Annotated in this window: 15 protein-coding genes; 14 read left to right on the plus strand and 1 reads right to left on the minus strand. The window is 48.5% G+C overall.

The window, feature by feature from the left end; genetic code table 11:
• Nucleotides 1-4: 4 nt before the first annotated feature.
• From NYE28_RS02160 to NYE28_RS02185, 6 genes are all read left to right on the plus strand, one after another.
• Nucleotides 5-799, plus strand: a complete 795-nt coding sequence (locus NYE28_RS02160; RefSeq protein ID WP_007410296.1) for a putative hydro-lyase — start codon at nucleotides 5-7, stop codon at nucleotides 797-799.
• Nucleotides 800-828: 29 nt separating this feature from the next.
• Nucleotides 829-1,560 (plus strand): 5-oxoprolinase subunit PxpB, encoded by a 732-nt coding sequence (gene pxpB, locus NYE28_RS02165; protein WP_052827054.1) that lies wholly within the window; start codon nucleotides 829-831, stop codon nucleotides 1,558-1,560.
• A 2-nt stretch (nucleotides 1,561-1,562) separates the two neighbouring features.
• Nucleotides 1,563-2,561: a biotin-dependent carboxyltransferase family protein gene (locus tag NYE28_RS02170; RefSeq protein ID WP_150941560.1), complete on the plus strand. Its 999-nt coding sequence runs from the start codon at nucleotides 1,563-1,565 to the stop codon at nucleotides 2,559-2,561.
• 26 nt (nucleotides 2,562-2,587) lie between these two features.
• Nucleotides 2,588-3,337, plus strand: a complete 750-nt coding sequence (locus NYE28_RS02175; RefSeq protein ID WP_076425692.1) for an IclR family transcriptional regulator — start codon at nucleotides 2,588-2,590, stop codon at nucleotides 3,335-3,337.
• A 64-nt stretch (nucleotides 3,338-3,401) separates the two neighbouring features.
• Nucleotides 3,402-4,043: a GDSL-type esterase/lipase family protein gene (locus NYE28_RS02180; protein ID WP_337681229.1), complete on the plus strand. Its 642-nt coding sequence runs from the start codon at nucleotides 3,402-3,404 to the stop codon at nucleotides 4,041-4,043.
• A 165-nt stretch (nucleotides 4,044-4,208) separates the two neighbouring features.
• Nucleotides 4,209-4,454, plus strand: coding sequence for a YczI family protein (locus NYE28_RS02185; RefSeq protein WP_003156283.1), 246 nt, complete (start codon nucleotides 4,209-4,211; stop codon nucleotides 4,452-4,454).
• Here the strand turns inward: NYE28_RS02185 and NYE28_RS02190 are convergent.
• Nucleotides 4,425-4,745: an antibiotic biosynthesis monooxygenase gene (locus tag NYE28_RS02190; protein WP_003156282.1), complete on the minus strand. Its 321-nt coding sequence runs from the start codon at nucleotides 4,743-4,745 to the stop codon at nucleotides 4,425-4,427. The genes NYE28_RS02185 and NYE28_RS02190 overlap by 30 nt on opposite strands.
• A gap of 156 nt (nucleotides 4,746-4,901) precedes the next feature.
• On the opposite strand from NYE28_RS02190, the gene NYE28_RS02195 reads away from it, so the two are divergent.
• The 8 genes from NYE28_RS02195 (at nucleotide 4,902) to NYE28_RS02230 (ending at nucleotide 14,716) form a co-directional block, all read left to right on the plus strand.
• Entirely contained in the window at nucleotides 4,902-6,905 is a 2,004-nt protein-coding gene (locus NYE28_RS02195) for a penicillin-binding transpeptidase domain-containing protein (RefSeq protein WP_160222850.1), read from the plus strand.
• Nucleotides 6,906-7,018: 113 nt separating this feature from the next.
• Nucleotides 7,019-7,921, plus strand: coding sequence for an aldo/keto reductase family oxidoreductase (locus tag NYE28_RS02200; protein WP_014416927.1), 903 nt, complete (start codon nucleotides 7,019-7,021; stop codon nucleotides 7,919-7,921).
• Between the two features lie 299 nt (nucleotides 7,922-8,220).
• Nucleotides 8,221-10,305 (plus strand): transcription antiterminator, encoded by a 2,085-nt coding sequence (locus tag NYE28_RS02205; RefSeq protein ID WP_160222851.1) that lies wholly within the window; start codon nucleotides 8,221-8,223, stop codon nucleotides 10,303-10,305.
• Nucleotides 10,306-10,527: 222 nt separating this feature from the next.
• Nucleotides 10,528-12,042, plus strand: coding sequence for a class I adenylate-forming enzyme family protein (locus NYE28_RS02210; protein WP_025284249.1), 1,515 nt, complete (start codon nucleotides 10,528-10,530; stop codon nucleotides 12,040-12,042).
• Between the two features lie 158 nt (nucleotides 12,043-12,200).
• Nucleotides 12,201-13,061 carry an SDR family oxidoreductase gene (locus NYE28_RS02215; protein ID WP_007410307.1) on the plus strand — a complete coding sequence of 287 codons (861 nt, stop codon included), beginning with the start codon at nucleotides 12,201-12,203 and terminating at the stop codon, nucleotides 13,059-13,061.
• A gap of 12 nt (nucleotides 13,062-13,073) precedes the next feature.
• Complete coding sequence (locus tag NYE28_RS02220; RefSeq protein WP_025284250.1) at nucleotides 13,074-13,577, plus strand: D-lyxose/D-mannose family sugar isomerase; 504 nt, start codon at nucleotides 13,074-13,076, stop codon at nucleotides 13,575-13,577.
• A gap of 86 nt (nucleotides 13,578-13,663) precedes the next feature.
• Entirely contained in the window at nucleotides 13,664-14,287 is a 624-nt protein-coding gene (locus NYE28_RS02225; RefSeq protein WP_094031510.1) for a GNAT family protein, read from the plus strand.
• A gap of 6 nt (nucleotides 14,288-14,293) precedes the next feature.
• A complete protein-coding gene (locus NYE28_RS02230; RefSeq protein ID WP_003156270.1) occupies nucleotides 14,294-14,716 on the plus strand; it encodes a pyridoxamine 5'-phosphate oxidase family protein in 423 nt (140 codons plus the stop codon).
• Nucleotides 14,717-14,939: the final 223 nt, after the last annotated feature.

The following is a 14,939-nucleotide window of genomic DNA, read 5'->3' on the forward strand; positions in this document are numbered from 1 at the left end:
TGATATGAAAAACCATATGAGTGACATGAGTCCCGAAGAAGTCAGACAGCTGATCAGGAAGGGGCAGATGACCGGGCCGACGGCGGGGATGGCCGCTTCTTACGCACAAGCCAATCTCGTCGTTTTGCAAAAGGATCTGGCCTTTGATTTTCTCTTATTCTGCCAGCGCAATCAAAAGCCTTGTCCGGTGCTGGATGTGACGGATGCGGGTTCACCCGTTCCGGCAATAGCTGCGCCGGGAGCTGATATCCGGACGGACTTTCCGAAATACAGGATTTATCGGCATGGCGTGCTTACTGAAGAGGTAACGGATATTACGCCGTATTGGAAGGATGATTATGTCGGGTTTTTAATCGGCTGCAGTTTTTCATTCGAGCAAGCCCTTATTAATCAGCACATTCCAATCAGGCACATCGATGAGGGTGTGAATGTCCCCATGTATAAAACAGACATTGACTGTGTTCCCGCCGGCCCGTTTTCTGGAAAGATGGTCGTCAGCATGAGACCGATTCCGGAAAGGCTTGCAGTCCGCGCGGCGCAGGTCACGTCACGTTTTCCCGCCGTGCACGGCGCCCCCGTCCGCATCGGAAATCCGCAAAGCATCGGTATCAGCGATTTGCATCAGCCGGATTTCGGAGATGCCGTAACGGTGCGGGAAGGTGAAGTTCCCGTATTCTGGGCTTGCGGCGTTACGCCCCAGGCGGTGATCATGGAAGCAAAGCCTGACATCGTAATAACACATTCACCGGGGCACATGCTGATCACCGATATACGAAATGAATCGCTTGCTGTCCTGTAAGTGAGAAAGAATACAACGAGGTGATGACAATGATGCAGTATAGCGGAAATACAGCGCTTGATATACAGCCGTACGGTGATTCCGCCGTTATCATCCGCTTTGGCGGGGACATCAGCGAAGAGGTCAACAGCCGGGTGCATGCGGCGGCAGCCTGTATGGAAGAACGGCCGTTTCCGGGCTTCGTTGAATGTATTCCGGCATTCACAAGCTTAACGATCTTTTATGATGTGTATGCCGTCTCAAACATAAAAAAAGGCGTCTCTCCTTTTGCCCTGGTCAAGAAAGAAGTGACAGAACGTCTCAGCCATATAATGACCGGCCGCAAAGAAGAGCGCCGGGTGATGGAAATCCCCGTTTGCTACGGCGGTGATTTCGGTCCCGATTTAGAAGAGGTAGCTGAGATGAACGATCTGACCCCGGAAGACGTCATCCGCATTCATACTGAAGGCGAATATCTCGTTTATATGCTCGGATTTGCGCCGGGATTTCCGTTTTTAGGAGGAATGTCTGAGCGGATCAGAGCGCCGAGAAAGGCGTCGCCAAGGCCGTCCATCCCGGCCGGTTCAGTAGGAATCGCGGGAATGCAGACCGGTGTGTATCCGATATCCACTCCCGGCGGCTGGCAGCTGATCGGCAGCACCCCGCTCCGTCTTTTCAGGCCGGAAGAACATCCGCCGAGTCTTTTGAGAGCGGGCGATACGGTGAAATTCGTCCGGATCACGGCAGAGGAGTACAGCCGCATCAAGGAGGGAGCCGAATGAGTATGAAAGTGGTAAAGCCCGGTCTCTTGACGACGGTTCAGGACAAGGGGCGGACGGGATATCAGAAATACGGTGTGCTGGGAAGCGGCGCAATGGATACGATCTCACTGCGCATCGCCAATCTTCTTGCCGGAAATCAAGAAAAAGAGGCGGGACTGGAAATTACGCTCATGGGGCCCGGGCCTTCCTTTGAATTTTCAGAACCTGCGGTTATTGCCGTCACGGGAGCTGATTTCGCCCTTCATATTAATGGGGAGCCCGCCCCTCTATGGAAACCGGTTTTGATAAAGGAAAACAGCGTCGTCTCATTCGGGCCGTGCAAGATGGGGAGCCGCGCTTATCTCGCCGTCGCGGGGGGATTTGACGTGCCCGCCGTCATGGAAAGCAAAAGCACGTATGTCAGAGCGGGGATCGGCGGTTTTTGCGGAAGAGCGCTGCAAAAAGATGATGAGCTGCCGCTCGGCCGTATGACGCCATGTTCGGAATCAATCGCGTACCGTCTGAGCGATTCTTTCGGACAGCATGGTTTCTCAGCGCCTGATTGGTCTGTCAGCAGCAGAGGATTTCTGCCGCTGAAAAAAAATCCGGTCATACGAGTGCTTGAAGGCGCTCAATTTCACGCTTTTACAGAAGAAGCAAAATTGCGTTTTTATCAAGAGTCATATACGGTCACGCCTCAATCCGACCGAATGGGCTACCGGCTGAAGGGCGCTCCGCTTGAATTGCGGGAGCCGCTGGAGATGGTATCTGAGGCCGTGACGTTCGGAACGGTGCAGGTGCCGCCGGACGGCAATCCGATTATTCTGCTGGCTGACAGACAGACGACGGGGGGCTATCCGCGGATGGCGCATATCATATCCGCTGATCTTCCTCTCGTCGCCCAAACGATGCCGGGGGAACATATCACGTTCCGGGCCGTTTCGCTGGAGGAAGCGGAAATGCTGCTTTTAGAGAAGGAACAGCAGCTGAAGGAGCTGAAAGCAAGGCTCAAAATGGAATGACTGATCTGACAAAGGGGCTAAAGATCATGGAAAACAAAAACAAAACCGTCATCAAATCAATGGAACTGCTTCATTTATTTCTGACTGAACCGAGCCTGAGCTTAAATGAGCTGGTTTCTCTATCGGAAATGCCGAAGACCTCGGTTCACCGGATGGCAAGCTCGCTGGAGGAAACGGGATTTCTCACCCGGGCAGCGGACGGCCGTTATCAGCTTGGTCTGATCTTTTTACAATTCGGCCAGCTCGTCTCTGAACGTCTTGACATCAGGAAAATAGCCAAACCGATTATGGAAGAGCTGTGCGGCGAAGTGGATGAGGCCGTTCAGCTGATCATGAGGGACGGAGATGAAGCCATTTACGTCGAAAAAATTGAAGGCACTCAAACCGTCCGCCTGTATACGGCAATCGGCCGCCGGTCGCCGCTGTACGCGGGAGCGTGCGCCAGAAGCATTCTATCGTTTCTGCCAAAAGAGGAGATTGACACATACATTCAGAAGACAAAGCTTGCCGCAATCGCCTCAGGCACGATGACGGATCGGGCTGAACTGCTCCACTCCATTGAAAGATCCTTACAATCAGGTTATACGATCAGCTATTCGGAATTAGAAGATTACACGGCGGCGATCGGGGCGCCGATTTTCAATCACGAAGGTAAGGTGGCTGCCGGAATCAGCATCGCCGGCTTCGAAGCCCGTTTTTCAGAGGACAGGCTGCCGTATTTAACCGAAAAGGTCAAAACCGCCGCACAGCATATTTCTGAGAAATTGGGTTATTGACCGAGCCAATTTTTCTTCACTCGCGTACATTACAATATCGATAGTAACGAGTGGAGGAAAGTAAATGGGACTTGTTTATACGGCGCTGGGGGATTCTTTGACGACGGGGAGGGGATCCGGGCCGTTTTGCGCCGGTTTTGTCCAGCGGTTCGGGCGTATGATGGCAGAAGATTTACAGACAAGAACCGACGTATCCATCTTTGCCAAATCAGGCCTTGAGACGGGAGAAATTCTCGGGCTTATGTCCTTGCCGTACATTCAGAGGCGGATTCAGGCTGCTGATATGATTACGATTACAGGCTGCGGCAACGATTTGATCGATTCGGTTCAGGCATATCAGCAAACATCGGACGCTTCGGTGTTCACCAGCGTGTCCAGTCACTGCCATGAGAACTTTGAAAAGATGATTGCCAAGATCGCTGCCTTAAAAGGGCCGCACCCGTCTCCTTATGAGATCCGCGTCTTTAATTTATACAATCCTTTCCCGGGCATCTCCATTGCAGAAAAATGGATATCCTCTTATAATGCGCACCTCAGCACACTCGCATCGGCGCCGCACGTCAAAATTGCCGACGTCCACAGCGCTTTCAAAGGAAAAATGAATGAATATCTCTCTCATGACCGCGTACACCCCAACAGCAAGGGGTATGAAGTCATGGCATGCGTCCTGCGGGGGCTCGGATACGGAAGCCTCGCCCGCTCATAACCGCGCGCTCCTTTTCATCGGGAGCGCGCTTTTCGTGCTCCTTAAAACAAACTTAAAATTGTCCGACTTTCGTTCTATCCGCGCAAAAAATACGCTAGAATAATGGGGGATAAAGACAGAAATAGAATTGTGTTCAAAAAATGATAACAGAAAGGATGGATTGCTTTGCTGCGCGCCTTAAAACTGTCACTCGCGATGCTGATTATTATACTTGCGGCCGCCGCATTTACGTATGCGGAACATACCTCTGTCATACAGCCGGTTATGCTCGTGTTTCTCGGTGCGGTCATGTTCATTCAGGGGCTGGAGGAAAAACGGAAAGAAAACGACGGCTCCGGGAAATTCAATATCTATACCGCCGTTTTTGTATGGTCAATCTCCTTAATCGGTTTTACGCTTCACGCGATCTGAGTCTGATAGATCCTGAAAATGCTCCACAACGGGAAATGGTGAATAAAAACGGTGCAGTAAGGCTTTCCATTCCTGATATTCCGGCGATCCGCGAAAGCCTTTTGTATGATCTTCTAATGTCTCCCATTCCACAAGCAGCAAATATTTATGCGTCTTTTCCATACATTTGGACAAGGAATGGGACAGATAACCTTTCATGCCCGCGATAATCGGCTCCGCCCGGCGGAATGCCTCTTCGAATTCCCCCTCAAGACCTTCTTTTACATACAGCATGGCTGCTTCTCTGATCATCTGAAATTCCCCCTTTTTTTAATAGATACATTGTATAAGAATATGGCCCGTGACGGCAGGAAAAACAAAAAAATTTTAAACAATATGAGAAAAAAATCCTTGCCAGCCTGATTTGGTTTAGGAGAAAATAACAGTTGGAAGGCAGGGGAATAGACAGTGAAAAAAGGGTTATACCTATTACTTTTACTCGCAGGAATCATAGGTTTGATCGGCTGCTCGAAAACGGAATCGGCCGAAGACAGAATGAAAGATTTCGTAAAAGACTGGAACGGCGGTCATTACGATAAGATGTACCAAAGCCTCACCCAGGATGAAAAGAAAAAACGATCCAAAAAGGATTTTATAAAGCGATATGAAACCGTTTATGAACAAGCAGGGGTCAAAAATCTGAAAGTCACTGCCGAAAAACAGGACGAAGACGACAAGAAAAAAGATGACCTCCAGCACATCGATTATAAAGTCAGCATGGATACAAAAGCAGGGAAGGTCGCTTTTGAAAACACGGCCGTCCTGAAAAAAGAAAAAACAGACGATGGAGAATCATGGAACATCGACTGGAATCCTTCTTTTATTTTCAAACAGCTTTCCGATGACAAAACCGTGCAGATCGCAAATGAAGAACCGAAGCGCGGACAAATTTACGACAAAGACGGAAAAGGTCTCGCCGTGAATACCGAGGTGCCGGAAATCGGCATTATCCCTGGAAAACTCGGCAAGGATAAAGACAGCGTGATCAAAAAACTGTCTGAAAAACTGGACCTTTCTGAAGACGATATCAAAAGCAAACTGAACCAGGGCTGGGTAAAAGACGACTCCTATGTCCCGCTTCAAAAAATCAGACCGGATGATGAAAGCAAGGTCAAAAGCCTGCTCGCATTAGACGGCGTGACGAAAACGAAAGTCAGCTCCCGCTACTATCCGTACGGCGAAAAAGCGGCCCATCTGACCGGTTATATTAAAACCATCACAGCGGAGCAGCTGAAAAAAGCGAAAGACGGCCAATACAGCGATACTTCCAAAATCGGCATCGCCGGCCTTGAGAATGTATATGAAGACAAGCTGCGCGGCACGACCGGCTGGAAAATTTACGTCCCGCAAACAGGTGAGGTCATTGCTGAAAAGAAAGCCGAAAGCGGGCAGGATATTCATGTAACGATTGACATGAAAACGCAGACGAAGCTGTATGACTCTATGAAAGATGACAGCGGAGCGGCAGTCGCCCTCGAACCGCAAACGGGAGAGACACTCGCGCTCGTCAGCGCACCATCTTATGACCCGAACGGCTTTGTTTTCGGCTGGAGCGGCAAAGAATGGAAAAAGCTGAATGAAGATAAAAACAATCCGTTTTCAGCGAAATTCAACAAACTTTATGCGCCGGGATCAACGATTAAACCGATTGCCGCGGCAGTCGGCCTGACAAATGGCACATTGAAAGCGTCAGAAAAGAAAAAAATCACCGGAAAAGAGTGGCAGAAAGATTCGAGCTGGGGCGGTTACCATGTCACACGCGTATCAGAGCGCCTGAATGAAGTGGATCTCGAAAACGCGCTGATCACATCGGACAACATCTACTTTGCGCAAAATGCCATAGATGCCGGAGCGGACGCGTTTACAAAAGGATTAAAAACATTTGGCTTTGATGAAGAGATTCCGTACCAATTTCCGATTGAAAAGTCTTCAATCGCTAACGGCAAGCTTGATTCCGAGATCCTTCTCGGAGATACGGGCTACGGCCAGGGGCAGATGCTGATGTCTCCGCTGCACTTAGCTGCTGACTATACCGCATTTGTAACAGACGGAAATCTCGTCAAACCGACATTGATCAAAGACGGAGAAAAAACACCGCAAATCTGGCATAAGCAAGTGGTGTCGAAAGCCAATGCCGAAGAAATCACAAAAGGGCTGAGAGGCGTCGTTGAAGATCCGCGCGGCTCTGCATATCAGCCGGCCGTAAGCGGCATTACCGTAGCCGGAAAAACCGGTACAGCCGAGCTGAAAACGTCTAAAGAAGATAAAGACGGCAAAGAAAACGGCTGGTTTGTCGGTTACGATTATAAAAAGAAAGACCTCTTGATCGCGATGATGATTCAAGACGTCAAAAAACGCGGCGGAAGCCATTACGTCGTTGAAAAAGCGAAAAAGCAGTTTCAGAATCATTAAATGACGATTTTTGCGGGCTGAAAGGAAAATCGGCCGCCGAAGCAGAATGAAACAGCATGGGCAATTCCTGAAAACAGAGATACAAGAGGCTCTAAGAAAAAGGGGGATTTCACATGCAGCGCATTCAATTGGCTGAAGACCTGGAATTTTCAAGAGTGATACACGGGCTTTGGCGTCTGAACGAATGGAATGTTTCAGACGGAGAGCTGCTGAATCTGATTGAATGGTGTATCAGCCAAGGCATCACCACCTTCGACCATGCCGATATATATGGCGGTTATACGTGTGAAAAGCTCTTCGGCGGCGCTTTGTCCCTTTCGCCTTCAATAAGGGAGCGAATCGAAATCGTCACAAAATGCGGGATTGTCATTGAATCACCGGAACGGCCCGGAAACAAGTCGCATCATTATAATACGTCGAAGTCTCACATTTTAGCGTCGGCGGAGCAGTCGCTTTTGAATCTGAATACGGATTATCTGGATGTGCTGCTCATTCACAGACCGGACCCGCTTATGGACCCGGAGGCGGTGGCTGAAGCGTTTCATGCGCTGAAAAGCTCGGGAAAGGTCAGATATTTCGGGGTGTCGAACTTTAAAGCGCACCAGTACAGAATGCTCGAATCCTATTTGGATGATCCGCTCATCACAAACCAAATTGAAATCTCGGCGTACGAGCTGGAAAATATTCATGACGGCACGCTGGATTTCTGTCAGGAAAAACGCATTCCGCCGATGGCGTGGTCACCGCTTGCGGGCGGGAGCGTCTTTACCGGACAATCAGATAAGGACGTCCGTATCCGTGCCGCGCTTCGTTCCGTACAGGAAGAAATCGGCGCCGCTTCCATTGACGAAGTCATGTACGCATGGCTGTTCACCCACCCGGCAGACATCATGCCGATTGTCGGCAGCGGAAAAGAGAACCGCATTTCCGCCGCGGTGCGTGCATCCGCGTACAAACTCAGCCATGATCAGTGGTTCCGGATTTATACCGGTGTCCAAGGCTGCGATATTCCATAAACAGAACAAACGCCCGGAAGCTATCTTCCGGGCGTTTGTTTATGTGGTGTGCAATGTCTAAAAACAAGTAAGGTCACTTTGAAGTATAGCCGTGCGGATCAAGAGTAACAAGCGTCATGGCATATTATCTGACACATTTTTCTTTTTCAATACTGTCACACGGCCCAGTGCCAAATTGCCATTTGAAAATGGTTGAATAATCATTGAAAGCGTTTTATATTATAACTTACACCACTTTCCCCGGCAGCACTCCCCATATGCCATACTTCTCACAACTAGAAAATCTGGAGGCGCGTTTCATGTATATGACAGCGAGAGAACAAAAATTAATGAAACATCTATTACTGCAGAACCGGTACGAGACAGTGCATGAACTGGCGGAAGCTTTACAAGTCAGCACAAGAACCGTTCACCGCGAGTTAAAAACAATCAAACCGATGATGGAATCATTCGGTCTGGCACTTGATAAACAGCCCGGCAAAGGACTGAAAGCGGTAGGAAACCCGGAGGACAAACAAAAACTCCTGTCAGACCTGTCCTATGAACAGCATGAATACAGCGCTGAGGAGCGGAAACTTTTAATTCTATGTTCACTATTAGAGTCTCAAGAGCCGATCAAGCTCTACAGTCTGGCGAACGAACTGCAAGTGACAAACGCGACGATCAGCTATGACCTGGATGAGCTGGAGACTTGGATTGCGCCCTTCGGCTTGACGCTGATCCGAAAAAGGGGCTTCGGCATTCAGCTGACGGGGCCGGAAAATGCGAAACGGAAAATCGTCGGCAATCTCATCGTCAACCGCCTTGATATTCAAAGCTTTTTGGAAGCGGTTGAATTGAATATTAAAGGAAAACCGGACGATGCTGAAAAAATGTTCGGCGTCGTAAATAAAGCGGAACTTTTGAAAATGGACCGGCTCTTAATTCAGCTCAAGGAAAAAATCGCGATCGCCTTATCTGACAGCTCATACATGGCGCTTGCGGTTCATTTAACCTTTGCGATGGACCGGATCAGGCTCGGAGAAACCATCACGATGGAGGCTTCGGAACTAAAAGCGCTGCAGCAGACGAAGGAGTACGGCTCTGCGCTGGAAATGGCAAAAGAGCTTGAAAAAGCGTTCGGCGTTTCAATTCCGGAAGCTGAGATCGGATATATCACCATTCATTTGCGGAGCGCCAACCGCAAATACAAAACGGAATTCAAACCGGAAGACATAGAGGTTGAAACGGCCTTGCAAACGAAGCAGCTGATCGGCTTCATTTCTGAAAAAATTAAAATTGATCTGACGGAAAACGGTTCTTTATACGACGGTTTAATCGCCCATCTGGAGCCTGCGATCAACCGGGTAAAAGAAAATATCGACATGTACAACCCGATGACCGAGCAAATTAAACGCGACTACTTTCTGCTGTACATGGCCGTAGAAGAAGGAATGGAAAAATTCTTTCCGGGGCTTCTTTTCTCTGATAATGAGATCGCTTTCATCGTTCTTCACTTCGGCTCCGCTTTGGAAATCAAACGGGAAGAGGCGAAGATCAAAGCGCTGATCGTCTGTTCAAGCGGCATCGGGTCGTCCAAAATGCTCGCATCCAGGCTGAAAAAAGAGCTTTCGGAAATCCGTTCCTTTGATATGTCTTCCCTCATCGAACTGAAGGATCGAGACATCACCGCGTATGACATGATCGTATCCACCGTTCCGATCCCGTATGAAAATATTGATTACGTCATGGTCAGTCCGCTTTTAAACGAAGAAGACGCTGATCAGGTCAAGCAGTACATCAAAAGAAAAATTCCGCTGATTCTTGACAAAAAAAGAAACGGTAAAAGAGAAGAGAAGCAGCCGGAGACGCCTGATATGCTGGAAGCGGCCGGCCGTATGGCGCATTACGCGGCGGTTATCCAAAGCGTGCTGCGGAACTTTTCGATCAAATCCATTGATTCAAACACGGCGTATGAGCTGTTTTTGAACCGTATGTTTGACATGCTGGAGCAAGAAGGATTGGTTCATAATGCCCAAAAAACCGCACAGCGCCTTGCTGAGCGTGAACGACAGGGCGGACTCGGCATTCCGGGAACGGCGATGGCCCTGTACCATCTCAAAAATGAAGAAATTGTCACGCCTTTTTTCAAAATTTATGATTTGACGGCGCCATGCAGTGTCAAAGGCATGGACGGAAATTCCCTGACCGTCGACCGCGCTTTGGTGATGATGGCGCCGGCTGATATGCCCGCTGAAGGGGCGGAAATACTAAGTGCGGTCAGCTCGGCCATCATCGAGTCCGAAGACAGTATAAAAGCCTTCCAGACGGAGGATGAGGCCGATTTATACAAACGTTTAAACAAGCTGTTTTATCATTTCATTCAGGAGAAAGGACAGCGGTAAACAGGAAGCGCACACCTCATGTGGGGTGTGTTTTTTTGTGCATGTATGAGGGTAAGGGGAAGGGAAGAAACTAAAAACACGGGACTATTGTATCATTCACTGATGGAATAGTTCTAAAACAAAATAGTTTTACAAGTTATATTTTTTGGTTTAAAATGGGTTGCGTGAGAAAGAAAATCTGACAGAGTTTTTTTGTGATTTATCATTATGGGAGATGAAAATATGGAGACATTACAGCATCTGATTCTGCATGACATTTCAAATAGCGAAGAGATCGAAGCTGTAAAAAGCGGTGCGCATACCCTGACCTACGCGGAATATCGAAAACGAATCAACCAGCTTGCACAAGCGCTTCTTGATAAAGGAATAAAAAAAGGCGACAGAGTGGCGATGCTTTGCAAAAACGGCCACGCGGCATCCATTGTCATGTTTGCGGCACTCGAAATCGGCGCGGTGGTTGTGCCGGTCAGCTGGCAATTAACACCTTACGAAATGAAAGGCATTTTAGCAGCCTGTGAACCGAAAGCTGTTTTTTACGGCACTGAATTTAAAGAGATCATGGAAGAAGTGCTTCCTGCGCTGGTATCTTCTCTTAAACTGAAGGTCGAGACCGGAACAGCTGCGGAGACAACGCCTCAGTTTGACGCTTTATTGACAGGCTCCGGTGATACACCGGATGTCGAAACGGTGTCTGAAAACGATACGGCATTGCTGATGTTTACCTCAGGTACAACCGGCAATCCGAAACGCTGCATGATCACTCACGGCGGCATATACAACTACGTAAACGCGACATTGGCATACACGGGGAGAATGCAGCATGTCCGCTTCTTAGCATGCCATCCGAATTACCATACGAGCGCGATTATCTGCCAGATGGTCGGCACGATGAGCGGAACGACATTCATTATGACAGACAATCAGGACCCTGTGGAAAACCTGAAGCTCATCGAAAAAGAAAAAATTCAAACCATCATGGCGCTGCCAGTCTATTTCACATACCTGCTGAAAGCATGGGAAACGCACCAGACTGACATGTCTTCTATCGTTTATATGATGACGGGAGGCACAAAGGTGCCAAGCAGCCTGATCCAGCAGTATCTCGACATCGGCATTCCGCTCATGCACGGATACGGAAGCACGGAAGCGTGGGGCATCAGCTCTTGGAATCCGCAAATGGGAATGGATAAAGCCGCTTCCGCGGGTAAACCGATGGAAGAAGTGGATGTCCGCGTTGTAGATCCGGAAACAGGTGAAGTCCTTCCGCAAGGCTCAATCGGAGAAGTCGTTGTGACAAGTCCGTTTTTATTCAAAGGCTACGAAGGTAACGAAGAAGCGACACGAAAAGTGCTGAAAGACGGTTGGTTCCATACCGGCGATTCCGGATATGTGGATGAAGACGGATTTATCTTTATCACCGGACGTTATAAAGATGTCATCATCTACGGCGGCGACAATATTTATCCCGACCAGATTGAAGAGGTCATTCAGCAAGTGCCGGGCATTCTCGAAACGGCGGTTGTCGGTATCCCTGATCCGCTTTACGGTGAAAAGCCGAAAGCGTTCATCGTGACAAACGGCAGAGAAGACCTGACAGAAGAAGAAGTGACCCGATTCCTTCAAGAACGTCTTGCCGCCTTTAAAATTCCGGAAATTGAGTTCGTCAGCGAACTTCCGAAAAACAACCTTGGAAAAGTGAGAAAAGACGTGCTCCGCAAACAAGCGGTACGTTCATAATTGAAAACAAAAACCCGGCTGCCAGCCGGGTTTTTTTCTTGCGTTCCATGTGAAACATTTTTCTCCGAAAACGTTTTGAACTGTCTCAATCATGTTTATCCGGAGGACTGCCGAGGTAGACAAGAAATATGAGATCGAACAAGAAGGAGGAACTTGACATGGAAAACTATCCGAAGGAATTCCCGGCGGAATCACAAAATCGCCAGCCGGGCATTGAAAGCGAAATGAATCCGGCGCCTGTTTATGAATACAAAGAATATAAAGGCGCTGATAAATTAAAAGGGAAAACCGCACTTATCACAGGGGGCGACAGCGGTATCGGACGCGCCGTAGCGGTTGCTTACGCGAAGGAAGGCGCAAATGTCGCGATCGTCTATTTTGATGAACACGGTGATGCGGAAGATACAAAAAAACGAGTGGAAGAAGAAGGCGTAAAATGTCTGTTAATCCCCGGCGATGTCGGTGAGGAAGACTTTTGCAATGAAGCGGTTGAAAAAACGGTTGAAGAATTCGGGCGTCTTGATATTCTCGTGAATAACGCCGCGGAACAGCATCCGAAAGAAAGCATTAAAGACATCACAAGCGAGCAGCTCCACAGAACTTTTAAAACAAACTTTTACTCACAATTTTATTTGACTAAAAAAGCGATTGATTACATGAAGCCGGGCAGCGCGATCATCAATACGACATCCATTAATCCTTACACAGGCAATCCGCAGCTGATTGACTACACGGCTACGAAAGGCGCGATTAACGGTTTTACGAGATCCATGGCGCAAGCGCTCGTCAACGACGGTATCCGTGTCAACGCCGTGGCACCGGGGCCGATCTGGACACCGCTCATTCCGGCGACATTCTCAGAAGAAACAGTCGCTTCCTTCGGTCAGACTACGCCGATGGGCCGGGCAGGCCAGCCTGTTGAACATGTCGGCTGCTATGTGCTCTTGGCCTCAGACGAATCATCTTATATGACCGGGCAGACGCTGCATGTCAACGGCGGCAAATTTGTAACCACATAAGGGGGCTGAAGCATGACGATATCGAAACATGATGTGAATGCATACTATCAAAAAGCGGGAATCGTTCTGACTGATAATGAAGTCGAAGACATTCAAATCATGGATTACGGCTTAGGCAAGCTTGAGGAAACCGGGCTTCAGCTGTTTATTTACGTGAATACCGACCGCTACTGTTCGAAAGAATTGGTGCTCTTCCCGCGCCAGACGTGTCCGGAACACCGCCATCCGCCGGTCGGCGGCGAGAAGGGAAAACAAGAGACATTCCGCTGCCGCTGGGGGAAGGTGTATCTCTATGTGGAAGGCGAAAAGACAGAGAACCCAAGCGTCCTCCCGCCGGAAGATGACAAGGAATACTACACCGTCTGGCATGAGATTGTGCTTGAGCCGGGCGGACAATACACCATTCCGCCGGATACGAAGCATTGGTTTCAAGCGGGAGAAGAAGGGGCGGTCGTCACGGAAATGTCATCGACAAGCACGGATGATCACGACATTTTCACCGACCCGCGCATTTAAGGATGAGGCTGCACGCCTCATCTTTTTTGTATGGAAAAAAATGAATTTACCTGTATAATGGCTAATAAAGGAAAGAAGGTGTGATCGTGTTTTCCTGTCAAATCCGGGAACATCTGACGATCAGATTGCTTGCCAAAGAAGATACGGACGAATTGTATTCTGTTATGAAGCGAAATCAAAACCATCTCAGCGAATGGCTCAGCTGGGCGGAAGACCTGGCTGATATCGATACGTACCGCGATGTGATCATCCCCGAATGGCGCTATAAATACGCGGAAGAAAATGGGTTTGACGCCGGAATTTTTGTGAAGGGCCGGTTTTGCGGCATGATCAGCATCCATAATGTCGATACAGCCAATCAAAAAGCAGAGATCGGCTACTGGCTGGATCGAGAGCATGAAGGATTCGGCATTATCACCGCAAGCTGCCGGGCGGTCATCACCCATGCATTTCAGGATCTCGGCCTGAACCGCATTATGATCAGCGCGGCTGAAAAAAACACGAAAAGCAGGGCAGTGGCGGAACGGCTCGGATTTCAGAAAGAAGGACTGACGAGAGAAGGCATTTTCGTACAGGGCGCCTATCATGACACGGTGAACTACAGCATGCTGAAGCGGGAATGGAGCGAAGATCGGCAGAATAGCACATTTCTTGGTTTAAATGTCTCCCCAATGTGGAAAAGTAACAGTGGAGACGTTAAAAAGGAGTGATTCTTCATGAATCAAAATGAAATCAAAGAAAAAGTGCTTGAAGTACTGGATCATCATAAAGTCGGTTCGCTTGCGACGGTAGAGCAAGGCAAACCGCATTCACGCTACATGACATTTTTCCATGACGGCTTAACGATTTACACGCCGACGAGCAAAGACACTCATAAAGCGGAAGAAATTGAAAACAATCCGAATGTTCATATTCTGTTAGGGTATGACTGTGAAGGATTCGGAGACGCTTATGTGGAAGTGGCCGGAACCGCCAAACTGAACAACTCAGCCGATTTAAAAGAAAAGCTGTGGGATCCGAAACTGGAACGCTGGTTTGACGGAAAAGACGATCCGAACCTGGTGATTCTTGAAATTGAACCGAAGCAGATCAAGCTCATGAACGCGGGTGAAAAAACGCCGGCCGAGCTGGAACTTTAATAAATCATTTGATTATTCAGGGGCAATCTGTTATACTTAATTGCTAAGTGACAACATGCAAATAAAAAAGAAAGTAAACTTCTTTTTTCTGTTTTGATATAGAAGCTTCAGGCTTCAACGGACAGCTTGAAAAAAAGCTGAGCTTATTCTTTTCCTTCTGACATTCGCCCCTAACGAAGAGATGGAAAAAAGACTTTTTGTTTTACAATTCACACCGGCGCGG

This window comes from Bacillus sp. FSL R5-0443, assembly GCF_038608285.1.
GTDB lineage: Bacteria > Bacillota > Bacilli > Bacillales > Bacillaceae > Bacillus > Bacillus velezensis.